Genomic DNA, 25120 nt, shown 5'->3' on the forward strand with positions numbered 1-25120 from the left:
GTTTTGTTACAGCAATATAATTGTAAGGGAAGTGTCTGGATGAGTGCAAAAATGAACATACTTAAAGAGTTGGAAAAAGAGATGTATTTGTTCAACATCGGGGAACATCTTGAAAGTTACCGCTTTTTAGGAAGTAAACAACGGACCGAAAATGGGATTGAAGGATGGCGTTTCACAGTCTGGGCACCCCATGCAAAAACTGTTTCCTTGGTCGGGGATTTTACTGAATGGAAACCCGTAGAAATGCAAAAAATCGGCAAGACCGGAGGGTGGTCGCATTTTACGGGGGCTGCTGCGCAAGGAGACTGTTACAAATATTATATCGAAGACAAAAACGGCAAGAAAAAATATAAAATCGATCCTTATTCTTTCGCGTATGAAGTTCCTCCAAAAGACGCGTCAGTTGTGTTTGACATGCCTGAGAAAAAATGGAAAGACGGCAGATGGGCGGCAAACAAAAAAAGAAAGTCCATTTATCAAAAACCGCTTAACATTTATGAAGTGCATTTCAGTTCATGGAAAAAGCATGATGATGGCAGCTGGTATTCCTTTAAAGATCTTACTGAAACGTTGATTCCATATGTGAAGGAAATGGGCTACACGCACATCGAATTCATGCCTTTGATGGAACATCCGTTGGAAGCTTCTTGGGGCTATCAAATCACCGGGTACTTCGCGGTGGCTGCGCGTTACGGGAATTTGCTTGAGCTGAGGGATTTTGTGGAAGAAGCGCATAAAGAAGGAATCGGCGTCATCATGGATTGGGTTCCCGGCCATTTCTGCAAAAATGATTATGCGTTGTCCTATTTTGATGGTACACCGACTTTTGAATATGCCGATCCGAATCGCGCCATCAACAACCGTTGGGGGACATTGAATTTTGACTTGGGAAAAGCACAAGTGCACAGCTTCTTGATTTCGAACGCCATTTTCTGGCTGCAAGAGTTCCATTTTGATGGAATCCGTGTCGATGCCGTTTCGAATATGCTTTATCTTGACTATGATGAAGGTCCATGGACACCGAATGAAGATGGCAGCAATCACAATCGCCAAGGAATCGAATTCCTCAAGAAGATGAACACAAAAGTATTCGAACGCCAGCCGGACACATACATGATCGCGGAAGAGAGTACTGCTTGGGCCAACGTCACGAAACCAATCGAGGCAGGTGGGCTTGGGTTCAACTATAAATGGAATATGGGGTGGATGAATGATACCTTGCGCTTCTTCGAAATGGATCCTTTGTTCCGAAAAGACAATTTCAACCTGATCACCTTTTCGTTTATGTATGCTTTCAATGAGAACTTTATACTGCCTATTTCTCATGATGAAGTGGTCCACGGGAAACAATCCCTTTTGGCCAAAATGCCGGGAGACCGCTATAAGCAATTTGCGGGCTTACGGACGCTGCAAGCCTATATGATGGCTCACCCAGGCAAAAAATTGAACTTCATGGGGAATGAAATCGGTCAATTCCTGGAATGGCGCTTCTATGATCAAATCGAATGGGGTGTCCTGAACAACGAGTTCAATCCGGAGTTCCAGCATTACATCAAAACCTTGAACCATCTTTACAAAGATACGAAAGCTTTGCATGAAGTCGATGATGCAAATACGGGTCTGGAGCTTCTTGACGCGGACAATAACCAGGAGTCAGTCCTTTCTTTCATAAGAACTGGTGATAAACCGCGCGATTTTCTGATTGTCGTGTGCAACTTCACGCCTGTCGAGCGACGTAAATTCCAGGTAGGCGTACCGTACGAAGGCCACTACGAAGTATTATTGAATACTGAAATGCAGGAATTCGGCGGTACATGGACAAAAAATATTCCGGAAATGATCACCAGCCTGGACGGCATGAACCGTCAGCCTTTCTCGATCGAATTCACATTACCCGCATTAGGAGTTTTGTTCATCAAACCAAAACGCGTTTTTGGTGTTAATAAATAGATAAACAGATAGATACGATGAGAAGGAGGGGAAAGGAAGAGGCATTCTTCCTGATACTATGAAAAATCAAATGGTAGCAATGATATTAGCCGGAGGGCAAGGAACTCGGCTTGGGAAATTGACGCGCGAAACAGCCAAACCGGCCGTTCCGTTCGGAGGAAAATACCGAATTATCGATTTTGCTTTAAGTAACTGCGCGAACTCAGGCATCAATAAAGTCGGGGTAGTGACACAGTATCAACCTTTGGAATTGAATGAGCACATCGGCAACGGTGAATCATGGGGACTGAATGGCGGTAATGGGGGTGCTACGATTCTGCAGCCGTATTCGAGTGCTGATGGCGAAAAGTGGTTCAAGGGAACTGCGCATGCCATTTATCAAAATATCGCCTATATCGACAGATACAATCCGGAATATGTCCTGGTATTGTCCGGTGACCATATCTACAAGATGGACTACTCGCATATGCTGGATTTCCATAAAGCGAACCATGCCAGCTTGACTGTCGGCGTCATCCCTGTTCCGATGGAAGAAGCACCCCGCTTCGGGATCATGAATACGGATCAGACGAACCGCATCATCGAATTCGATGAGAAGCCAAAAGAGCCGAAAAGCAATTTGGCATCGATGGGTATCTACATCTTCAACTGGCAAGTGCTCCGTAAATATTTGGTGGAGGATCAAGCGAAACAGCGTGAGATGGAAGATTTCGGCAAGAACGTCATTCCGGCCTACCTTGAGAACGGCGAAAACTGCTTTGCGTACGCTTTCGACGGCTACTGGAAAGACGTCGGTACAATCGAAAGCCTTTGGGAAGCAAACATGGAATTTTTGGATCCTAACCATATCCTGAACATCAGGGATGAAGAGTGGCGCATCTATTCAAAAAATCCGGTATCCCCTCCACAATTCTTGACGGAGACATCCAATGTGACGGATTCCATGATAGTGGATGGTTGTTATGTAGCAGGTGAAATCACCCATTCGATCCTTTCCCAAAATGTTCGGGTCGGCAACGGATCTGTCGTGCGTGATAGTTTGATCATGGCCAATGTAACGATTGGGGAGAATGTCACAATCGAGCATGCCATCATCGGTGAAAATGCAAAAATTGCTGACAATGCCAATGTCATCGGCAAAAACGGTGAAATCGAAGTTGTCGGATATGCTGAAGTTATAGGAGGACTGAAAGATGAAGATGAATAGTATCTGTGCCATATTAAACCTGACCGAGGACGAAAAAGCGTTGAAACCTTTGACGCAGGCCCGCCCGATTGCTTCACTACCGTTCGCTAGCCGTTACCGATTGATCGACTTCAATCTTTCAAGCATCAGCCATGCTGAAATCAACTCAGTGGGTATTTTCATCGCGGGCAGTGGCCGTTCAATCTATGACCATATCCGCAGTGGATCTGTATGGAACCTGGAATCCGGCTTGACAGGCGGAATCTTCACTTATTCCCAACAATTGCTTAAAGAGATCCAAGAGCACAATGGCGACGATATGGATTACTATATGAACCATAAAGAATTCATCGCACGTTCAAAAGGCGAATACGTCATCGTGATGGGCAGCAAGATCTTGGCGAATGTCGACATCAAAGCCATCATGCAGCATCATCTGGCAAAGGATGGCGCTCTAACGGTAGTCTACAAGACCGTTCCTAGATCCTTCCTTGAAAACAGACCGGATGAAAAAGTTTTGAAGATCGATCGCGATGAATATTTGGTGCGCTTGACGGATGCCAAAGATGCACCTGAGGATCTCGAACGTCTGGCAATATCAATGAACATGTACTTCATGAGAGCGGACAAAATGCTCGAATTGATCCAACGTGCCGAAGCGGAGGATGTGCAACTGGATTCGGGCAAACTGATCGAACATTACATGCCTGAATACCAAATCAATACTTACGAATACACAGGCTATATGGCCAATATCGATTCTATCCCTGCCTACTTCAATGCGAATATGGAAATGCTGGAAAAGAACAAATTCTCATCTTTGTTCCACGGAAGCCAAAACGTCATCACTAAAGTGAAAAACGGGGCACCGACTTATTATTCTAAAGAGGCCCATGTAAAAAATGCCCAATTTGCAACAGGCTGTTTTGTTGAAGGGACTGTCGAGGATTCCTTGATTTTCCGCAAAGTCAACATCGCGAAGGGTGCCGAAGTCCGCAAATCAATCATCATGCAGGGTGCAGAAATCGGTGAGGGCGCAATTCTTGAATATTGTATCCTGGACAAGAATGTGACCATCGGGCCCGGCGTGACTTTGAAAGGCACGAAAGATAATATTGTAGTGATCGAAAAAAATAAAACACTCACAGTTTAGAAAGAAGGATGCGCACGATGAAAATATTATTTGCCGCAAGTGAGGCTGCTCCTTTCTTCAAAACAGGCGGGCTCGGCGATGTCGCGTACGCACTGCCGAAGGAGTTAGTCAAACAAGGCGTGGATATCAGGGTGGTGCTTCCGTACTATTCGACGATGCCTGCAAAATACAAAGCAGATATCAAGGAATTGCTGCATTTCCGTGTGCAAGTCGGTTGGAAAAGCATGTATTGCGGCGTGAAAACTTTGGAATTAGATGGCGTAACCTATTATTTCATCGATAATCAAGCCTATTTCGATCGTCCGTCCTTGTACGGCCAAATGGATGATGCCGAAAGGTTCGGCTTCTTCTCGCTGGCGATCTGCGAAATGATGGAAAAAATTGATTTCATCCCGGATGTCGTCCATGTGAATGATTGGCATACCGCCATGGTTCCTGCCCTGCTAGTGGACAAATATCATTGGATCGAAGCGTATCAAGGCATCCGCAAAGTCATCACGATCCACAACATCCGTTTCCAGGGTGTCTATGATCCGTCCGTTCTTAACAGCATTTTCGGGACCGGCATGAACATCTACCATGAAGCCGGTGTGAAATATTATGACAGCGTCAATTTCATGAAAGGTGGCATCAACTTCTCTGACGTTGTCACAACTGTCAGCCCATCCTATGCCAATGAAATCCAGACACAGGAATTCGGTGAAGGCTTGGAGGGGACTTTGGAGTACAACAGCTGGAAAATCAGAGGGATCATCAACGGAATCGATTACGATGTCAATGATCCGGAGACCGATCCGAAACTTGAATACCATTTCACAGCCGATGATTTGACCGGTAAGGCAAAAAATAAAGCAGCCCTGCAGGAACGTTTGGGTCTGGAAGTGAATCCGGATATTCCATTAATCACGAGTGTAGGACGCTTGACTGACCAAAAAGGCTATCAGCTTGTGCAGGAAAAAACCGAGGAACTGTTGAATGCGCGCGATGTGCAGATTGCCATTCTCGGGACCGGCGAAGAGCAATACGAGAACTCGTTCCGTTATTTTGCCGCAAAATATCCTGACCGCTTCGCGGCGGTCATCGATTTTGACATCTCCTTGGCGCAGCAGATGTACGCAGGAGCAGATCTGTTCCTGATGCCTTCCGCTTTCGAACCATGCGGGTTATCGCAGATGATTTCGTTGCGCTACGGAACTTTGCCGATCGTACATGAAACGGGCGGTTTGAAAGACACGGTGATCCCTTACAATTCCTACACAGGAGAAGGAACCGGATTCACCTTCATTGATTTCAGCGGGTATGCACTGCTGGGAACCATCTACCGAGCGCTGGACGTATATGAAAATCAGCCGAAAGCCTGGGCAAAAATGGTGCGCGAAGCGATGAGCCAGGATTTCAGCTGGAAAGAACCGGCCAAAGATTATCTGGATGTTTATCAGTCATTAGTAAACGAATAAGAGGAGTTGCAAACGTAAATGGCATTTGATGTTCAAGAATTCAAGAAAGAATTCCAGAAGAAATTCGAGGAATTATTCGCTTACGGTTATGAGTCGGGTTCGAAAACGGAGCAGTACATCGCTCTGGGGGATTTGGTGCGGGGCCTCTACTCTGACGACTGGATTCAAACCGTGACGGATTACAACAAGAAAAAAGAAAAACAAGTCTTTTACTTTTCCATGGAATTCCTTCCTGGAAGAATGCTGAAAAGCAATCTCCTGAACATGGGGATAATGGACTGCGTCAAACAAGGCTTGGAAGAGCTTGGGTTGGATTTGGATGAGGTGGCGCGCGCTGAAGTCGATCCGGCTTTAGGGAACGGCGGCCTCGGAAGATTGGCTTCCTGCTTCATGGATTCGATCGCATCGACCGGACTTGCCGGCAACGGGAACGGTATCCGCTACCGGTATGGACTTTTCAAGCAAAAATTCATAAACGGTTACCAAATCGAATTGCCGGAAAACTGGCTGCGCAATCGGAACGTATGGGAAGTACGGAAAGAGAACAAAGCCGTCATCGTCCGTTTCGGCGGAGATGTCAGTTTTACGCAGGATGGGGACGGCAAGTTGCGTGTGCATCACGAAAACACCAGGGATATCCTGGCGGTTCCTTACGATACTGCTCAAATAGGCTACAACAACGGAATCATCAACAATCTGCGCCTTTGGTCAGCGGAAATTCCATACGGCGATGAGGCACATTTTTCTACAGAAGAACAGCGCGAGGAAGTCAAACGCATCACTGAGGTACTGTATCCGGACGATTCCAATTATGAGGGCCGACTTTTGCGCGTCCAACAGGAATACTTCTTCTCTTCTGCCGGCGTCCAAAGCATTGTCCGCTATTTCAAACAATTAAAGCTGGACTGGAGCCTTTTCCCGGATAAAATCGCCATCCATATCAATGACACGCATCCGACTTTAGCGATCCCTGAATTGATGCGGATCCTGTTGGATGAGGAAGAGTTGACTTGGGATCAGGCGTGGGAAATCACGAAGAAAACTGTCAGTTATACCAACCACACGATCCTCCAGGAAGCCATGGAGCGTTGGCCGGAAACGATGATTTCAGATCTGTTGCCGCGTATCTATCAGATTATCCAGGAAATCAACCGCCGTCATATCGACAAAAAGATGCCATTGTACGGTGAAGAATTAACCCAGCGCACCGCCATCATCGCAAATGGCCAGATCAAGATGGCCAATCTCGCCATCATCGGCAGCCATAGCGTAAACGGCGTCGCCAAACTGCATACGGATATACTCATGGCGGACACGCTGCATGACTTCTACGTGATGTATCCGCAAAAATTCAACAACAAAACGAATGGGATCACGCAAAGGCGTTGGGTTCAGATCGCAAATGAAAACCTGACCGAAATGCTTGATGAGACGATCGGTACGGAATGGAAGAGCGATCCGGAAGAAATCAAAGTTTTGAAGGCCCACCGTGATAACAAAATTGTTCTGGACAAACTGGAGCAAGTCAAACTGGCAAACAAAAAACGTTTCGCGGATTATGTGCTGAAAGAGATGCATATCGAAATCGACCCGAATGCTTTGTTCGACGTGCAGATCAAACGATTGCATGCTTATAAGCGCCAATTACTGAATGTGCTGCATATACTGGACAGATATCTGCAACTGAAGGATGATCCGAAGGCAAATCTGCAGAAGCGCGTCTTCATTTTCGGTGCTAAAGCTGCCCCAAGTTATTACTACGCAAAACAAATCATCAAACTGATCAACGCGATTGCGGATCTTGTCAACAACGACCCTGCCATCAATGACAAGATCAAGATCGTTTTCGTCGAGAACTACGGGGTATCCTTGGCGGAATTGATCATTCCGGCTGCTGATATCAGTGAACAGATTTCTCTTGCCGGCAAGGAAGCTTCAGGTACAAGCAATATGAAACTGATGTCGAACGGTGCTGTAACGATGGCTACTTTGGACGGGGCCAACGTCGAAATCCGGGACAATGTTGGTGATGAAAATATCTTCATCTTTGGCCTGAAGAGCGATGAGGTGCAAGAGTATTACCGCAATGGCGTATACAATTCAAGGGAAATCTATGAAAAGAATCCGCGTCTGAAACGGATCCTGAATCTGCTCATTGACGGGTCGATTCCTGGCGTTGAAACGGAAGGTCGCGACATCTTCGATTCGCTGGTCATGTACAATGATGAGTATTTCCTTTTGAAGGACTTCGATGGTTACCTACAAGCGCAATATGAGGCGGATGTGGCCTTTTCCGACAGAGACAGATGGAACAGGATGGCATTGATGAATATCGCAAGCTCAGGGCCGTTTTCATCGGATTACACGATTCTGCGTTACGCAGACGAAATCTGGAAGATCAAACCGCAGTCCTGATCAAACATTAACTAAAAGCAAGGGCTGCCCCGAAAAATGGGGTAGCCCTTGCTTGTGGTTTAGCGGTGTAATTCCCGACAAAAAAAGCCCTGATCAGGGGCGTGGTGTTGCGTCAACGATTCGTTATTTATCTATTTCACGTTTGAAGTAGAATTCTTGTTCTTCCGCCTCATCATAGATGGTTAGTGTAGGGGATGTGTCTTTTTTAAGAATCAAATAATAGCCGAAATGGTCGCGGAAGACCAATTCATTGGGCTTGGCTTCTTCGAGAGTCGCCTTTAATTTTTTGTTGTTCAGGAGAATTTCCAGATTATCAGTAATTTCAACCTTCAAGGACTGTGCGTCGTTTTTCCAGGTGCCGATGTAAGGGGTATACGTTGTTGATGGGCTTTTAGCGGCATTGCGATTTGACTTGAACAAAGCAGAGCTGATGCTTGCGATTACGGACAATCCGACGACGATCCTCCAAGGATTATTTTTTTTCACTGATTTGAAACCTCCCACATTAAGTTAACTCATAGTATATTCCTTTTTTTGCAAATGGCCATAGTATTAACAATACAAATATGTTACAAATGATGTAAAGTTTGAAAAGGTAATTGCCATAGGCGTGATATGATGCTATTCTAAAGCATAAATGAAAATACAATTACAAAATTAAAAATTCATTAAAGAAATCAAGCGAGGAAGTGTTCGGTTTGAAGGTTATTAAATTTGGCGGGAGTTCCCTTGCGAATGGGACTCAATTGAAAAAAGTATTGCAGATTGTAAAAGATGATGCAGACAGGAGAATCGTGGTCGTTTCAGCACCAGGGAAGCGCAATGACTCGGACGAAAAAGTTACGGATCTGTTGATCAAGCTGGCTGATGAGGTGAAAAACAAAGAAGATCACAAAAAAACACTAAAGACGATCCTGAAAAGATATCAAGATATCGTCGAAGAATTGGAGATCGATCCGAGTGTCATGGAAATCATTTCCCAAAACTATGAAGAATTGATCCAGGCGAAGTTTTACAACGAGCTGTATGCGTTGGATGCTTACAAAGCAAGCGGTGAAAACAACAGTGCCATTCTTGTGGCTGCATTTTTCAACAAAGAAGGCATTCCGGCCAAATACATCAACCCGAAGGATGCCGGACTTTTGGTCACCGACAACCCAGGAAACGCACGGGTATTACCTGAGTCATACAAGAACCTTTACGCATTACGGGATTCAAAAGAAGTCATCATTTTCCCTGGATTCTTCGGTTACACGAAAGAAGGCCAACTGTTGACTTTCTCGAGAGGCGGATCGGACATCTCTGGCGCAATCGTCGCGAACGGGGTCAAAGCCAGCTTGTATGAAAACTTCACGGACGTTGATGCCATTTATGTTGCAAACCCGAAAATGGTCAAACATCCGAAAAAAATCAAACAACTGACTTATCGTGAAATGCGTGAATTATCCTACAGCGGATTTTCCGTATTCCATGATGAAGCTTTACAACCGGCCTTCAGCGCCGGAATCCCGGTTGTTGTCAAAAATACCAATAATCCATCAGCTCCAGGCACAAGCATCACGAGAACGAAGCCTGAAAACAAGCAGATTGTTTCCGGTATTGCCAGCTCGACTGGATTCATGAGCATCTACATCGGCAAATACCTGATGAACCGCGAAGTCGGATTCGGACGCAGAGTGCTGCAGATATTCGAAGATTTCAACTTGAACTTCGAACACATGCCATCCGGTATCGACGATCTGTCGATTATCCTGCGCGCCAATCAGATGACGATGCAGCAGGAACAAGAGTTGCTTTACCGCTTGAAGAACGAATTGGAAGCGGACGATGTGCACGTAAAAGGCGGCATATGCCTCCTGATGATCGTCGGCGAAGGCATGGTCAATTCCGTCGGTACTGTGGCGAAAGCGTGTACCGCACTTGCTGAAGCGGACATCAATCTGGAAATGATCAACCAAGGCTCTTCAGAAGTCAGCATCATGTTCGGGATCGACGAAAAGGACGAAGCCAGAGCAGTCAAAGTGCTTTACGATGCATTTTTCCCGCAAAAAGACTGACTGCAATGAATAAGCTGTGGCTGTTCTCGTCCACGGTGCAAGCGATAGAAAAAGGAAAGCGTTCGGGTTTATGACTCCGAACGCTTTCCTTTTTGTATTCATTTTTCGTGTGCAAGTCCTGTGTTCGAAGTCGTCCCATTCGATTTGGCAGTGCCTTGAAAGTGATGGGTGGGTATATTCGCCAACAGCCTCAAACTGTTCAAGATGACCAGTATTGTGCTGCCTTCATGCCCGACCACTCCAAGCGGAAGGTTGATCAGTTGGAATAGGTTGGACAAAATCAGTATGAGGATGACGGTGATTGAGAAGATGATGTTCTGCATCGTGATTTTTTTCAGCTTCTTCGATAATCCGTAACAATATTCCAGCTTGTCCAATTCGCTCTTCATCAATACCACATCCGCTGTTTCCATGGCGATGTCAGTCCCTTCCCCCATAGCGATGCCGATATCGGCGTTCGCCAATGCGGGTGCATCATTCACGCCGTCTCCAACCATCCCGACCAATTTGTATTTAGCCTGAAGTTCTTTCAGGATGGTGGTCTTGTCTTCGGGAAGGCAGTTCGCGCGGATCTCATCCACACCCAATTGTTTGCCGATAGTCTGTCCGGTAGCTTCATTGTCGCCTGTGATCATGATCGTATGGACGCCATTGGCTTTGAAAAAGGCGATCATGTCTTTTGCCTCTGATTTGGGTGTATCCAATAGAGCATAATAGGCTACGACTTTATCATCCTGGGAAACATAGATGACGGTTTTTCCTTCGTTCTGGAGTGCGAAAGCTTCCTTTACGAACGACGGCTCGTTCAGTTCATCGGTTACGACGAAGGTCTTTTTGCCGATTTTCCATTTGCTTCCGAACGCTTCACCTGCCAACCCGAAACCGGTAAGGTCCTGGATTGAATCCATCTGGTTCTTCACATATTCTTTTGTTTCGAGATGTTGTACCAACGCGGAAGCAATCGGATGGGTCGATGAGTGCTCCAACGCATAGACGACGGACATGATATGTTTTTCATCCGTGCCTGCCAGATAGTTGGCTTCCGTCACTACCGGTTTGCCTTCCGTCAGCGTGCCTGTTTTGTCGAAAGCGATGCAATCCATGGCCGAGAAGTTCTCGATCGCGATGCCACCCTTGAAGAGGATACCGCGTTTGGCTGCATTGGAAATGGCGGAAAGGACAGCAGGAGTGGCCGATGCCACCAAGGCGCAAGGGGAAGCGACCGTCAACAGCACCATGCCGCGATAGAATGATTCATTCCAACCCCAATCCAGGAGGAAATAAAAAACGGCAATCATGACCGGCACAAAAACAAGGACGATCTTAACATAGGTATTTTCAATGCGGTTGATGAAGCTCGCTGTCTTCGAAGGGGTCTTTTGCGCTTCTTCCACCATGCGGATGATTTTGGCGAACAAAGTATCTTTGGATTCTTTCGAGACGGTCATGGTCAGAGCTTCACTCAAGTTGATCGTGCTGCCGAAGATATCATCGCCGACCGTCTTTTCGACAGGGACGGATTCACCGGAAATGGCGGCTTCATCGATCAGGCCTAGACCCGACGCGATCGTGCCGTCGATGGGGATGCTGGCGCCTTTAGGGACCATCAATGTATCGCCGACTTTCAGATCCTTGACTGCAACGTCTTCGATCGAGCCATCCGGATTGATGCGTTTTGCGATTTCAGGGACAATGTTCATCAACGCTGTGATCGCTTGGGTACTTTTATCGGTCGCGTATTCCTCCAGTGAACCGGATAACGAGAAGATAAAGATGAGCAATGCGCCTTCCATCCAGTAGCCGATCAAAGAGGCGCCAACTGCTGCAAGCACCATCAATATGTCGACGTTCAGGTGTTTATTTTCAACTGTATCGATGAATCCTTCTTTTGCTTGTTTATAGCCGCCTATGATGAACGATAACACGAAAATGATGGCTGCAGCTGTATCAAAGTTTTGCCATTGCAACACAATGCCAAGAATGATGAGAATGCCACTGATCGTGGTTGCGATCATCGCTTTATTCTTGAATAAATCTTTCATGATTTGACACTCCTTCCTATATGCCTTCATGATAGCACTAAAGAAATCCAGATTATAATCATTATAATCAAACGGAAATGAATCTCATTCTCAATGTCCATATATCAGACACAATTTGAAGCGGTAGAAAATTACTCACAGCAATAAAACCAGAAGGTTAACAAAAAAATGCAGATTATAATAATTGTTAATAAGGACTATAGATGTTCTGGATGACAAAATAAAAAGCCATCCCAAAAAGGATGGCGAAACTCATTTTTCAGACAAACATAAAATAGATCAGGACGATGGCACCAAGGACAATCCGATACCAACCGAATGCCTTGAAGTCATTGCGTTTCAGATAACCGATCAAGAACTTGATGGCAACGATCGAAACGAGGAAAGCGGTAAGCATGCCTGATAAAAGAACGGCGAATTCAAGTCCGGTAAAGTTGAAGCCGAATTTGATGATCTTCAAAAAACTGATTCCGAACATGATCGGAATGCTCATGAAGAAGGAGAATTCTGTCGCGATGAAGCGTGAAGTACCCAATACGATGCTCCCCAGGATGGAAGAACCGGAGCGCGATGTACCCGGAATGATCGAGAGGGCTTGGAACAGACCAATCTGGAATGCCTTCATATAAGTTAATTGGCTGAAATCGGTAATGCTCGGTTCGCGATCCTTGTGCCTGTTTTCGATCACGATGAACAAGATCCCGTAGATGATCAGTGCCAAAGCTACGACCGTCGCGTTCAAGAGATTTTCATCCGCCCAATCGTTCAAAGGTAACCCGATTACGCCTGCTGGGATACAACCGATGATCACTTTTTTCCAGATATCCCAAGTCTGGTTCTTCTCTGCCTTTGTTTTGTTTGGAGAGAAGGGATTCAGTTTGTGGAAATAAATGACGACCACAGCCAAGATAGCTCCTAATTGGATCACATAGAAGAACATCTCTTTGAATGCCTGCGAGAGGTTCAACTGGATGAATTCTTCTACAAGGATCATATGACCCGTGCTGCTGATGGGCAGCCATTCGGTTATTCCCTCGACGATTCCGAGGATGATTGCTTTCAGTATTTCCATAAATTCCATATAATATCCTTTCTGTTGCCCAATATTTTGATGCTCCATCATCTAGTATAGCGAAATGAAAAAGATTAGCCAACTATTTTCAAGTATTCTGCTTAACGATGTTTATTTCTTTTTCGATGTAAGCGGTGCTCAAAAAATTTACATTACCGAACGATTTATGTTAAAATGAAGTGTACTAATTTTAGCATAAGCTCATTTAAATAAGAAAGAGGCGATAGCATGTTTGGTTTTTTTAAGAAGGTTGATAAGAAGGAAACACTACCGGTTGAGAAAGAACTCTTATATTCACCAGCAAATGGTATTGTGGTTCCAGTTTCGGATGTTGCAGATCCGGTCTTTTCCCAAAAAATGATGGGTGACGGGTTTGCGGTCATTCCTACTGACGGAAACATTTATTCTCCAGCAAGAGGAAAAGTATTGAGCGTATTCCCGACAAAGCATGCGGTAGGCATCCTGTTGGACAGCGGATTGGAACTTTTGTTGCATATGGGTTTGGACACGGTTGAGTTAAACGGGAAACCATTCGAAGTCTTTGTGAAAGAAGGCCAGGCTTTGACTGCCGATACACTCATTGCTAAAGTTGATCTGGCACAACTGCAAGAAGCGGGCAAAGATTCTGCGATGGTCGTTGTGATCACAAATATGGATAAAGTCAAAAGTTTCAGCCTGGATGTGACCGGAGAGGCTGCCGTAAAAGCAGAAATCGGAAGCGTCCTGCCGAAAGAATAACAGAATGAATTTAAAAAAAGCTTCATCCGGCTAGCCGGATGGAGCTTTTTGCTTCGCTATCGCCTCCCTATGCTTTGGCCTTGGCTAAATGGAGCGCAGCCCGTTAAGGACGTTCCAACGAAAAAATCTCTCCGAGCTTTGTGTAGTCATTGCCGGCCAGCCTTGCGACAGGCGCCAATTTGTCGGCCCAAACGTATTGTTTCTCGTGATCGAAGACAGTTTCATCGAAAAGGAAATCTTCGACGCGCAAGATGAACAGATCCGTCAGCACTTTGCCATCAGCATCCGTCAGAGGCACATATTGATGCACCGTGGTTTCCATGCGGATTTTCGCTTCTTTGATCGCGGGTACAGTGACAGTGTGGCTGGCGGTCAACGTCAATTCCGTCAGATCGATTTCGCTCTCTGTGTCCGGTAGCTGAGCGGCCGTCCTGTTCATCTCCTCCACCAAGTCTTCGCTGACGATGTGGACGACTCCTTGTCGGGAATCCAGCAGGTTTCTGGCGGAATCCTTGATTTTCCCGTCATTCCTCAGAATGGCCACGCTGATCAGCGGCAGCACGTTCGAAGCGACGCTGAAAAAGCTGAATGGCGCTGCATTGACGACCTGGGTTTCCGGATTCTGGGTAGTGATCCAAGCAATCGGGCGGGGAATGATGCTCCCCGTCAAAAATTTGTACATTTGTTTTGTGTTGAGTTCTTTAGTATTGAAATGCTGCATATGCTCACTTCTTTCTTTTAAGGATATTGGCTTCGATTGCCTTTCGCTTTGGTTCCAGAAAATCAGGGAGAGCGAACGTTTCCCCGAGTTTTTCCAAAGGTTCGTCAAGTGTGAAGCCTGGATAATCGGTCGCTATTTCGATGCGTAATCCGTTTGGTTCCCGTAAGTAAAGACTTTGGAAATAACCGCGGTCGATGATTTTTTCAACGGTGATCTGCCTGTATTTTGCCTTATCCAGAATCAAATCAAGGTCTTTGCGTTCAGGCACGCTGTAGGCGATGTGGTCGATGGCGCCTTTGCCTAAACGGGAACGCCTCAGTCTAGTGGACTGGATCAGCCGACTTTCCCCATCCAATGCAGAAATCGGGCGAGCAACATGATCCAACAGGCTCATGCCGAGCACGTCACGAAAAAAAGCCTCCGTTGTTCCGAGGTCGGCCACAGTGTAATGGATGCCCAGTATACCGATGATCTGGTATTGGGCGGGCACGTCGCTGTGGCGTGTCGCCTGCTCGAGTGCTATCACTTCAGCTGCTTCAACCAGAGTGATTTTCATGTCGTCCGGGTCCAAGAAAGAACAGCTTACTTCATCGTTTGCAATCAAACGAACAGCCTTTGACGTAAGTCGTTTTTTCCAGAACGGCAGACTGCCTTGGGGGATTTTCAGCAGCACTTCATGGATGAAGCTGTCTTCTTCGTGGCGTTGGCCGACTCTGGGCAGCTCGAAAAAAGTCAAAATCGTACCAGGAGTTCCCTTGTAGTCCCCATAAAAAAAGTGAGGATCGGTCAAGTTTTCCTGATTGACCGTCTGTTTGACGAGACGCAAACCCAGGGTATCGGTGTAAAAGGTTTTGTTCTTCTCCGCATCTTTGGTGATGGCGGTGAGATGGTGAAAACCGGTAATCATATAAGCTCCAACCTCCGTTCAAAAGATACATATAACGAGTATACAGGAGAGCGCCTCAGCGAGGTAACTATTTTGCTCAGCTGTGCCAATAACCAAAAACCCCCCAAGTTCATCCGAACGTGGAGGGAAATGTATGAAGTCTAGTAGAACACGCAAACGCACTCAGGCGCGTAGACGTCCTTTTGCAGCAACGTCAATTTACCTGTTTCTGCATCGCGCTCGAACAAAGTCAGGTTATCGGAATCCTGATGAGCTACAATCACGAATTGGCCGCTTGGATCCAGGTTGAAGTCACGGGGGATGTTTCCTTCGGTAGGGACATATTCCACTAACGACAATGTTTCGCCGTCTTCGGATACCGCATAGACGACCAATGAGTCATGACCACGGTTGGAAGCATAAACGAATTTTCCGTCTGCGGAAATGCGGATAGCCGCGCCACCGTTGAAACCGGTATGCTCTTCAGGGATGGTCGTGATGACTTGCAATAACGAGAACGTGCCTGTTGTTGCATCATAAGCCAACACCTCAACATCGCTGCTCAACTCACCGAACATGTAAGCCACTTTACCGTTTGGATGGAAAACCAAGTGACGCGGGCCTGTCCCTGGAGTCGCTTTATAACGGGCAACTTCCGCCAGTTTGCCTTCATCAGAAACCGTGTAGGTGTAAACTTCGTCGGTACCCAAATCGCAAGCCAACAAGAATTTCTTGTCTGGAGATAGCGCGCTGTAATGCACATGCGGAATTGTTTGATTTTCATGGATGCTCGAACCCTCATGTTGTGCGCGGTCTGTCATTGTGAATGAACCATCAGCGTTCTCTTTGTAGACAGTCAAGTAACCACCGTGGTAATTGGCAGTGAAGATCAATTTTTTGTCTTCGTCGAAGTAGATATAGCAAGGCGCAGATCCTTCAGCAGAAATTTCAGCCACCTTGTCATAGCTTCCGTTTTCATTTTTTTTGAAAGAAGTGATGCCACCACCTTCATCCGTTTTGGAAATCGCGTACAGCGTTTCTTTGTCCGCAGATAAGTCCAGATAAGTAGGGCTGTCGACTTCCGCAATCAAGCGATAATCACGTAATTCTTTTTTATCGGTGTCCAAAATGATTTGATGAACCCCTTTACTCTCTCTTTTTGTGTAAGAGCCAAGATATAAAACTTGTTCCATCCAAAGACCTCCTAAATATTATGATAATTCCATTATAACAAATGCCCTCCACAATGACAGGGAAAAAACCTTGCGAAGTAAATAAAGTTAGATTCAACGGCATAATCGATGGTTTGCCAAAAAAACTGTGATAGAATAGAAATTGTAAAAAGTGTCTGAAAAGGGGAAATGTACATGCAAAGCAAAGTAATTCAAATTGGAGAAAAAGCAATAGATATAAAAGAACCAATGATCATTCTGTTCGATGACAGCGCAACGGAGCCCTTGCAGCAAGTTTCCGTCATCCATCGTTTCATCGAACCCCAGGAATGGTTCGAACTGGCGGACGGAGACCGGATTTTGTTTGATGAACAGGAATACCGCATATCCTATATCGGTAACCATGTCCTCAGAAATTTACAGTCAATCGGTCACACCACCATGATTTTCAAAAATTGGGATGAAGAACGCCTGGAAACAAGCATTTATTTAACCCCTCACATTTTACCGACAATAACGGATGGCACGATCATTTCCTATAGGAAGAAAGATTGAAGGTGAGTCCAATGGAAAGAGCCCCACGTAAAGGAACGTCTAGGAATCGTTTGTCGTGGTTCGAAAAATGGTTTCTGAACAACAAGTTCGTGACTGTTCTATTGATTACTCTGCTCATTCTTCTGATTGTTTTGGTATTTTCAAAAATCTCTTATCTTTTAGGGCCAATCGGCAGCTTCTTCAGTGTCATCGGCTTTCCGCTGGTAATGGCGGGTATTTTCTTTTACATGCTGAACCCTTTTGTAACGCTGTTGGAGAAGAGAGGGATAAAACGATTCGTAGGTATTTGGATTGCCTTCGTGCTGGTGCTGTTGATGATGATTTGGGGTTTTGCAATCCTGATTCCGATCATCCGCGATCAGACGATAGGGATAGTCCGCGAATTTCCTACTTATTGGCAGGCAATCGAGAGCATGACGATTGAATTGATCAACTATGATTGGTTCACTTCCTTGCAGGAACAGATCAGCGAAATCAATGCAGATATCTTCAATAGCGTCTCCGAGAAGCTGAACGAGGTGTTGTCGAACACGGTCAGCGGATTAGGCAGCGTTGTGGGACTTTTGACGAATGCGTTTGTAGGAATCGTCACGATGCCTATCATCTTGTATTATCTACTGAAGGAAGGAGATAAATTGCCAATGACTTTTCTGCAATTATTTCCTACAAACCTACGGGAGTCGATCGGGGACTTGCTGAAGAAAGTCAACACGCAGATCAGCCAGTATGTGCGCGGTCAGATTACGGTTGCGTTCTTTGTCGGGTTGATGTTCGTCATCGGTTATGCCATCATCGGAATGAAATTCGGAATCGTGCTTGGGATATTCGCCGGATTCCTGAACATCATTCCTTATATGGGTTCCTTCATTGCGATGGTGCCCGCGGTGATTGTTGCGATAGTGGATTCTCCGCTGATGCTGGCAAAAGTGCTGCTGGTTTTCTCAATCGAGCAATTCATTGAAGGACGCGTCATTTCACCGCATATACTCGGCAGCAATCTCGAGGTCCATCCCGTCACGATCATCTTTGTATTGCTTACGGCAGGAAAACTGTTCGGTCTGACCGGTTTTATCTTGGGTATTCCCGGCTATGCTGTTCTTAAAGTGCTGTTCATGCATATTTTTGAATGGTACAAGGAAATATCCGGATTGTATTTGGATGAACCTGAAATCGAAGAAGATTCTGAGGAGGATTATCTTCAAGAATAATCGAAATGAAAAGGGGAATGCTTGATGAACAAAAAGAGATGGATTGCGGTAGCGATCGCGCTGATTCTTTTCGTGGCATCGCTTGGTTCACAATTTCTGTCGACCCGGTTGGCTGACCAAACGGAAGACTCCCTCAGCCAGCTTACCGGCAATCTGATACCAGGAACGAACTTGCAGGAAAACGTTATGGAAAGTGGCGATGCCAGCAATCGGATTGCGGTTCTGCATATCGAAGGGACGATTCAATCAGGTGCGGGCAGTGTGCTGACGGACGGCTCCAGTTACGATCATGACCTTTTTTTGGAGCAGTTGAAAGCCATCGAAGAGGATGACACAATCAAAGGGATCTTCTTGATAGTCGACAGCCCGGGCGGCGGGGTCTATGAAAGTGCGGAGGCGCACGATAAATTGTACCGCATTGCTGCTGAAAAGGAACTTCCGGTCTATGCATCCATGCAAGCAACTGCTGCAAGTGGGGGCTACTACATTTCCGCTGGTGCGGACAAGATTTATGCCACTGCTGAAACGACTACCGGTTCGATCGGCGTCATCATGCAGGCGATCGAATACTCAGGGCTGCTTGAAAAGCTGGGTATCGAATACAACACAATCAAGTCGGGCAGCCTCAAGGACATCGGGTCGCCGGATCGGGATATGACAGAGGAAGAACGCGCGTTGCTGCAAGCCTACGTCGATGAGGCTTATCAGCGTTTCGTCACTGTCGTTTCAACGGGAAGGGATATGCCGGAAGAAGAGGTCCGCGCTGTTGCGAATGGCATGATTTATTCCGGCACACAGGCTCAAGCACTTGGATTGGTGGATGAGATAGCCTACACGGATGATGCACTGAAAGCGATGAAAACCGCTTATGGCCTCGAGGATGCGGAAGTATTCGACTATACTTCGACACCTGGCCTGTTTTCCGATTTTTCTTGGTTGTTCGCTCAAGCGGCTGCCAAACTGACGAGCCAGGAAAATCAGACGCTTTCTGAACTGCAGTTGCTACGCGACACTTTCGGGACAACCGCCGCGCCGAGATTGCTTTATCTCTACGGAGGTGAGTGATGATGGAAGAGCAAACCACTACGCATGAAGAACGTTTGGAAGAAATCCGCAAAAAGAAAATAGCCTGGGAGGAAGCCGAACGCTATTCCGACCAGCAGGAACGCCCGTTTCACCGCTATCCGGATTACGTATTCGCCGGTTTTTGGATCAGGTTGTTTGCCTACCTCGTCGACTTGCTGATTGTGCAGGCATTGGTAGGGATTTTGATCAAGCCGATTTTCGCTTTGGGCGGCATCAGTATGCTAGGGAACAATCCCTTGACCTTATTCGGATTTCTTCAGTTGTTGATCCTTGTCGGATATTTCATGCTGACGACGAAATATACAAACGGCCAAACAGTTGGGAAAATGATTTTCGGCATCCGTGTCGTCTGCTTCAAGGAAGAAAACCTCAGTTGGCAGACCGTCTTGATCCGCGAAGGCGTTGGCCGCTACATTGGCAAAACTGTGGCAGTCATCTATCTGGTCGCTGCTTTCCAAAGCAAGAAACAACATCCGATCGATTTGCTTTGCGATACTTCGGTCGTGACGGAAAACAGTGTCCGTGCGTTGCAAGAAAGTTACTAGTAGAGAGAACAAATGTGGAAAAACGGCATGCGACCGGTTTTTATCGGTCGCATGCCGTTTTTTGTGTTGTGTTTGGGGCCGTATAATAATGTGGAACTCCGGCGACGCCGTCGTTCGCCGGAGTAGAGCGGTAAACCGCAGAATGTCCTCCGGTTAGGACCTGCTCATCGGAGGATACCTATCCATCTTACCGACTCCTCCGGGGGAAGACTGCCTTAACCGGAAAAGACGGCAGCACACCTATTCCGGCTTGCAAATTCCGCCATATTTGTTATACTTGTTATATAACGGACAGGAGGGGTAAATATGTTCATCGAAATTCTTCCGAACAGCGATACGCCGATCTACACGCAATTGATGTACCAGATCAAAATAGGCATCCTTAAAAGGGAATGGTCATTTGGCGATGGATTGCCGAGCGTGCGGAGTTTGGCCAGTGAATTGGGCATCAACATGCACACCGTAAATAAGGCATACAATCTGTTGGCGGACGAAGGCGTCCTGGTTAAAAATCAGAAAGGCTATTTTGTCAGTGAGCGTGCAATGATAGCGTCCAATGAGGCCACGAAAGCGGCGATGCAGGATAAGCTCAAGGAGATCTTGATCGATAAACAGATTTTTGAGGTCACTGACGAAATATTCCGTGAATGGCTGAATGAAATCGAGAAAGCGTTGAAAGGAGAGGGGAAGACACATGCTGATCTTTAGTTGGTTTATGGTGATATTATTTTTGATTATTGGGGTCGTCAACGGCATTACGCCCTATTATAGCAGGTTAGGTACACCGTTTGGAGTGACGGTTCCGACCTCGCATCAGAAAGACCCTTATGTTTTGAAGCTGAAAAAAGCCTATTTTTACCAAAATGTGATTGGGAGCATCCTGCATGCTGCGCCAATATTTTTCTTTCTTTTCTGGGAAGATGGAGAGAAAGTGGAGATGGTCACCAGCATCTATGTGACGGTCGCGATGTTTGCCTTCATCTTCCTTTCCTTCCTGCTGTATCTGCAGAAACGGAAACAGATCCGTAGTTGGAAAATAGCCAACGATATCAAAATTGAACCTAAAAAAGCCAAAATCGTCATCGATACCGCCTATCAGAAAGATCTGAAAGTAGTCTCCCATTCGGTTTTCGTTTCGGCTCAATTGTTCATCTTGTTGGTGACGGTAGCGGTCACGCTCTATTTTTATGACCTGATACCCGAGCGATTCCCCGTTCACTGGAACAGTTCGAATGAACCGGATCGGATCGTTGATAAAACGTATGTGAATGTATTCATGCTGCCTGCGATACAATTGTTGATGATTCCGATGATGTTTTTCAGTCATTATTCCTTCATCAAATCGAAACAGAAGATTTCCCCTTATCTGTCCGATCTTTCCAGCAAACAGAGTAAATTATTCCGCCAGGCTTGGTCTTATTACTTCCTGATCGTGACGGTGCTGACGCAACTTTTGCTGAGCGGCATTCATTTCTTCTCCTTGTTCTTCGCAGACAAGGGAGCCCAGTGGATCATCGGTATGACCATTCCGTTCGTGGTCATCATCGTTGGGTACAGCGTCTATCTGACCTGGAAATACGGCCAAGGAGGCGAAAAATTGTTTCTGAATGAAGCGGGCGAATTACCGGATGAAGTGACGGAGACGGACGAAGAGCGCTTCTGGAAATGGGGCGTATTGTATTACAATCCGGAAGATCCGTCGCTATTTGTCGAAAAACGTTTCGGCATCGGCAGCACGTTGAATATGGCCAGATGGCAAGCCTGGTTGTTCATCGCCGGCCTGTTGGCATTCGTAGTGCTGACGATCGTGCTTTCGTTCATGATGGAATAACAGTAAGCATAGACAAAAACAGAGGCCAGGACATTTGTCCCGACCTCTGTTTTTCGATTTATTTTTCAAGCTTTTTGTTATGCTGGGCAATGGCCATATCAACGATGCGGTTAGCCAAGTGGATGTTGCGGACCAACAGGGGACCATGGAAATAGGAGCAGAAGACATTTTTATAGCGGGCGCCCTCGGTTTTGTCTTCTCCATTGTTGCCCATGCCTTTTTCGACTTTTCCGAGCGGACGCATGTTTTCGCCAAGGAAGGTGCGTCCGTTATGATTTTCGAATCCTTCGTAGGTCTCGTTGAATTCTTCGCTGCGGATGGTGATGTCGCCGATGAACCGGTTATTGTCCTGGCTCAGGGTATAATGGTCGAGCGCGCTGATGCCGGATATTTTATTGCCGGACGCATCCATGTAATAGTGTCCCAATAATTGGTAGCCGCCACAGATGGCCAACAGAACGCCATCGTTTTCGATGTATGCTTTGATTCCTGCTGCTTTAGCCTGAATGTCTTTGGAGACGATGAACTGTTCGTAATCCTGACCTCCCCCAAAAAAGACGAGATCATACTTATTGGGATCGAACGGTTGGTCCAAGCTGATGATTTCGGTTTCGAAATCGACGCCTTTTTCCCGGGCGCAGTACTGGAGCATCAAAAGATTGCCATTATCGCCGTATGTATTCAGTAGGTTGCCGTACAAGTGGCAAATACGTAGTCGCATTTATTTCATCCTTTCCGCTATATAGCCCTGGTTCGCCAGCTCTTTACGGAGTTGCAGCACAGCGGTATAAGTTGCCATCACATAGATTTTTTTCGTTGGAGCATTTTTGAAAGTTTTGATGACATCGGAGATTTCCGGAACCACTTCCAGCTTATCTTCCGGAATGCCGGCAACCTTCATCCGTAGGGTCAGCTCTTTTTGGCGGATGCCGCTGACGGTCACTTTCGGGATATCAAAATCCAAAAATTTCTCGTAATTTCCGTCCCAGATCCAGCTGACATCGGTTCCGTCTGCCGGGCGGTCATTCAGGATCGACACGACGCTGAATGGTTCCTCTTCGTAGTGCAAGAGATCGATTACCTGATTCAGGCCGACTGGATTTTTGATCAGATTCAGGATGATTTCCTTGTCGTTCACGGTGATCGTTTCTTGACGTCCAAATTTTTGTTGTGCCGCCGAGAAACCGGCCTGGATCTCTTCGGGTGTCAATCCGAAATGCTTGCCGACCGAATAAGCAGCCAAGGCATTGTAGACATTGTAGAGTCCCGCAACATTTGTCTGGAACGGATGACCATCGATCTCAAAAGAAGAGCTTTTGTGCGTCAGCTTATCGACTTTGGTGACAGCATAAGTCAATTCTGGCCGTTTGAAATCGCAATGCGGGCAGTAGTATTTCCCAAGGTTGCTGTAGGTATTGAATTTATAGCGCAAAATGTGTTGGCATTTCGGACAAAGCACGCCGTCCGTGTTGTAATGCGCCAAGGTGTCTCCATCCGGTTCATGATTGAAGCCGAAATAGATTTGTTTATTGACCAACTCTTTTGAGTTGAAGATCGGGCTGTCCCCATTCGCGAGAATGACGGCATCAGGTGCCAATGCAGCGCCATCGACCATCTTCTGGTAGATTGTATAGATTTCTCCGAATCGGTCCATCTGATCGCGGAAAACATTCGTATTGACGATGACTTTCGGCTTGATGAACTTCGTAACCTTAACGAGGCTGGCTTCGTCGACCTCAAGGACAGCAAAGGCTCTTTCCTTTTTGACTTTGCGCGAATATCCTTCCAAGAAAGAGGAAATGATGCCTTGCTCCATGTTGGCCCCCGTTGGATTCGTCAAAATATGCGGATACTTTTGCTGCAGAACATGATAAGTCAAAGATGTCGTCAATGTTTTGCCGTTCGTGCCGGTGATGATGACAACATCAAAATTTTCGGAAAGATGTTGTAATACGTCGGGATCCAATTTGACGGCCAGTTTGCCGGGCAGACTTGTTCCGCCTTTGGTGAATGTCTGAAGACCCCACTGGGCGATCTTGCCGATATTGATTGCTAGTGAACCGCGGATAGTCAAATAAATTCGCTCCTTACTTATATTTCTCTTGCCATCATAGCATATAACAAGGCTTTTTTCGATAGCGTTAGTATAGCAGAATTTACCGGGAATGAATATTTTTAGATTACGCCTCGTGTCAGAAACAGGGCTTTCGATTGCTGAAGGACAGTCGGTAATCGTGAATTTTATTGACTTTGCAGCCATTTCCTACTATCATTATACGGGATGTTATTCAGTTTTTTCCGCTCCGGTAATCTTGATCGGAGCGGAATGATGAAGGTGAGATAATAGCGGGGTCGGAAGCAGGATGACATAAGTGCATCCTTTCTTTTTGCAAGGAATTCCGATCGATGGATGAAAAGTAGGCAAGAGGCTGTTTGAAAGGTGGACATGATGGCACAGTTATTTTTTAAATACGGGGCGATGAACAGCGGTAAATCGATCGAGATCCTGAAGGTCGCCTATAATTATGAAGAGCAGAACAAGTCGGTAATGATTTTCACAAGCGCGCTTGATGATCGTGATGGTATCGGATATGTTTCTAGTCGGATCGGATTGAAGCGCGAAGCTATCCCGATTGCAGATGATATGGATGTATTCTTGGAAGTCGCCAAAAATCCGAAAAGACCCGCTTGTATCTTGATAGATGAATCCCAATTCCTGTCCAAAGCGCATGTCATCCAACTGGCGCGCATCGTCGACGAACTGGCGATTCCGGTGATGGCGTTCGGATTGAAGAATGATTTTCAGAACGAATTGTTTGCAGGCTCGAAATATCTGTTGCTTTACGCGGATAAGATAGAAGAGATAAAAACCATCTGCTGGTATTGTCATAAAAAAGCAATCATGAATATGCGTGTCGTGGATGGAAAACCAGTATATGCAGGTGAACAAATCCAGATCGGCGGAAATGAATCCTATCTTCCCGTCTGTCGCAATCATTACCATCATCCGCCATTGGCCTAAAACAAATAATCAGAAACAAAAAAA

At 46.1% G+C, this 25120-nt stretch carries 22 protein-coding genes; 14 read left to right on the plus strand and 8 right to left on the minus strand.

Annotated elements, in window-relative coordinates; all coding sequences use genetic code 11:
- Positions 1–39 precede the first annotated feature (39 nt).
- From glgB to BMZ71_RS03695, 5 genes are read left to right on the plus strand one after another with little or no spacing between them, the layout of a single operon-like run.
- Positions 40–1950 carry a 1,4-alpha-glucan branching protein GlgB gene (gene glgB / locus BMZ71_RS03675; RefSeq protein WP_245734376.1) on the plus strand — a complete coding sequence of 637 codons (1911 nt, stop codon included), beginning with the start codon at positions 40–42 and terminating at the stop codon, positions 1948–1950.
- A 58-nt stretch (positions 1951–2008) separates the two neighbouring features.
- On the plus strand, positions 2009–3157 hold the full coding sequence (locus BMZ71_RS03680) for a glucose-1-phosphate adenylyltransferase (protein ID WP_086988226.1): 1149 nt from the start codon (positions 2009–2011) through the stop codon (positions 3155–3157).
- Complete coding sequence (glgD, locus tag BMZ71_RS03685; RefSeq protein WP_086988225.1) at positions 3144–4289, plus strand: glucose-1-phosphate adenylyltransferase subunit GlgD; 1146 nt, start codon at positions 3144–3146, stop codon at positions 4287–4289. Before BMZ71_RS03680 ends, glgD begins: the two co-directional genes overlap by 14 nt.
- Before the next feature lie 17 nt (positions 4290–4306).
- A complete protein-coding gene (glgA, locus tag BMZ71_RS03690) occupies positions 4307–5746 on the plus strand; it encodes a glycogen synthase GlgA (RefSeq protein WP_086988224.1) in 1440 nt (479 codons plus the stop codon).
- 18 nt (positions 5747–5764) lie between these two features.
- Positions 5765–8161, plus strand: a complete 2397-nt coding sequence (locus tag BMZ71_RS03695; protein ID WP_086988223.1) for a glycogen/starch/alpha-glucan phosphorylase — start codon at positions 5765–5767, stop codon at positions 8159–8161.
- Between the two features lie 123 nt (positions 8162–8284).
- Here BMZ71_RS03695 and BMZ71_RS03700 read toward each other — a convergent pair whose 3' ends face one another.
- Positions 8285–8647 carry a DUF4828 domain-containing protein gene (locus BMZ71_RS03700; protein ID WP_177187483.1) on the minus strand — a complete coding sequence of 121 codons (363 nt, stop codon included), beginning with the start codon at positions 8645–8647 and terminating at the stop codon, positions 8285–8287.
- Between the two features lie 212 nt (positions 8648–8859).
- Here BMZ71_RS03700 and BMZ71_RS03705 point away from each other — a divergent pair, with 212 nt between their 5' ends.
- Complete coding sequence (locus tag BMZ71_RS03705) at positions 8860–10218, plus strand: aspartate kinase (RefSeq protein WP_086988221.1); 1359 nt, start codon at positions 8860–8862, stop codon at positions 10216–10218.
- A gap of 98 nt (positions 10219–10316) precedes the next feature.
- Here the strand turns inward: BMZ71_RS03705 and BMZ71_RS03710 are convergent, their stop codons facing one another.
- A complete protein-coding gene (locus BMZ71_RS03710) occupies positions 10317–12260 on the minus strand; it encodes a heavy metal translocating P-type ATPase (RefSeq protein WP_086988220.1) in 1944 nt (647 codons plus the stop codon).
- A gap of 259 nt (positions 12261–12519) precedes the next feature.
- Positions 12520–13341 carry an undecaprenyl-diphosphate phosphatase gene (locus BMZ71_RS03715; RefSeq protein WP_086988219.1) on the minus strand — a complete coding sequence of 274 codons (822 nt, stop codon included), beginning with the start codon at positions 13339–13341 and terminating at the stop codon, positions 12520–12522.
- A gap of 219 nt (positions 13342–13560) precedes the next feature.
- Here BMZ71_RS03715 and BMZ71_RS03720 point away from each other — a divergent pair, with 219 nt between their 5' ends.
- Entirely contained in the window at positions 13561–14070 is a 510-nt protein-coding gene (locus BMZ71_RS03720) for a PTS sugar transporter subunit IIA (RefSeq protein ID WP_086988218.1), read from the plus strand.
- A gap of 103 nt (positions 14071–14173) precedes the next feature.
- Here BMZ71_RS03720 and BMZ71_RS03725 read toward each other — a convergent pair whose 3' ends face one another.
- From BMZ71_RS03725 to BMZ71_RS03735, 3 genes are all read right to left on the minus strand, one after another.
- Positions 14174–14791 carry a flavin reductase family protein gene (locus BMZ71_RS03725; RefSeq protein ID WP_086988217.1) on the minus strand — a complete coding sequence of 206 codons (618 nt, stop codon included), beginning with the start codon at positions 14789–14791 and terminating at the stop codon, positions 14174–14176.
- A gap of 4 nt (positions 14792–14795) precedes the next feature.
- On the minus strand, positions 14796–15698 hold the full coding sequence (locus BMZ71_RS03730; protein WP_086988216.1) for a VOC family protein: 903 nt from the start codon (positions 15696–15698) through the stop codon (positions 14796–14798).
- A gap of 140 nt (positions 15699–15838) precedes the next feature.
- Positions 15839–16870 carry a lactonase family protein gene (locus tag BMZ71_RS03735; protein WP_068561701.1) on the minus strand — a complete coding sequence of 344 codons (1032 nt, stop codon included), beginning with the start codon at positions 16868–16870 and terminating at the stop codon, positions 15839–15841.
- A gap of 174 nt (positions 16871–17044) precedes the next feature.
- On the opposite strand from BMZ71_RS03735, the gene BMZ71_RS03740 reads away from it, so the two are divergent.
- The 6 genes from BMZ71_RS03740 (at position 17045) to BMZ71_RS03765 (ending at position 22074) form a co-directional block, all read left to right on the plus strand.
- Positions 17045–17404 (plus strand): PTS glucitol/sorbitol transporter subunit IIA, encoded by a 360-nt coding sequence (locus BMZ71_RS03740; protein ID WP_177187484.1) that lies wholly within the window; start codon positions 17045–17047, stop codon positions 17402–17404.
- A gap of 11 nt (positions 17405–17415) precedes the next feature.
- Positions 17416–18612, plus strand: a complete 1197-nt coding sequence (locus BMZ71_RS03745) for an AI-2E family transporter (RefSeq protein WP_086988214.1) — start codon at positions 17416–17418, stop codon at positions 18610–18612.
- Between the two features lie 24 nt (positions 18613–18636).
- Positions 18637–19677, plus strand: coding sequence for a signal peptide peptidase SppA (gene sppA, locus BMZ71_RS03750; protein ID WP_086988213.1), 1041 nt, complete (start codon positions 18637–18639; stop codon positions 19675–19677).
- Positions 19677–20243 (plus strand): RDD family protein, encoded by a 567-nt coding sequence (locus BMZ71_RS03755; protein ID WP_086988212.1) that lies wholly within the window; start codon positions 19677–19679, stop codon positions 20241–20243. The genes sppA and BMZ71_RS03755 overlap by 1 nt, the downstream gene beginning before the upstream one ends.
- A gap of 306 nt (positions 20244–20549) precedes the next feature.
- Positions 20550–20951, plus strand: coding sequence for a GntR family transcriptional regulator (locus BMZ71_RS03760; RefSeq protein ID WP_086988211.1), 402 nt, complete (start codon positions 20550–20552; stop codon positions 20949–20951).
- Positions 20938–22074 carry a DUF1648 domain-containing protein gene (locus tag BMZ71_RS03765; RefSeq protein ID WP_086988210.1) on the plus strand — a complete coding sequence of 379 codons (1137 nt, stop codon included), beginning with the start codon at positions 20938–20940 and terminating at the stop codon, positions 22072–22074. The genes BMZ71_RS03760 and BMZ71_RS03765 overlap by 14 nt, the downstream gene beginning before the upstream one ends.
- Positions 22075–22132: 58 nt before the next feature.
- On the opposite strand, the gene BMZ71_RS14795 is transcribed toward BMZ71_RS03765, so the two are convergent.
- Complete coding sequence (locus BMZ71_RS14795; protein WP_086988209.1) at positions 22133–22795, minus strand: type 1 glutamine amidotransferase; 663 nt, start codon at positions 22793–22795, stop codon at positions 22133–22135.
- Positions 22796–24148, minus strand: a complete 1353-nt coding sequence (locus BMZ71_RS14800; protein WP_086988208.1) for a Mur ligase family protein — start codon at positions 24146–24148, stop codon at positions 22796–22798.
- A 375-nt stretch (positions 24149–24523) separates the two neighbouring features.
- On the opposite strand from BMZ71_RS14800, the gene BMZ71_RS03775 reads away from it, so the two are divergent.
- Complete coding sequence (locus BMZ71_RS03775) at positions 24524–25096, plus strand: thymidine kinase (RefSeq protein WP_068561753.1); 573 nt, start codon at positions 24524–24526, stop codon at positions 25094–25096.
- Positions 25097–25120 lie beyond the last annotated feature (24 nt).

This window comes from Trichococcus flocculiformis, from assembly GCF_900113645.1.
Lineage (GTDB): Bacteria > Bacillota > Bacilli > Lactobacillales > Aerococcaceae > Trichococcus > Trichococcus flocculiformis.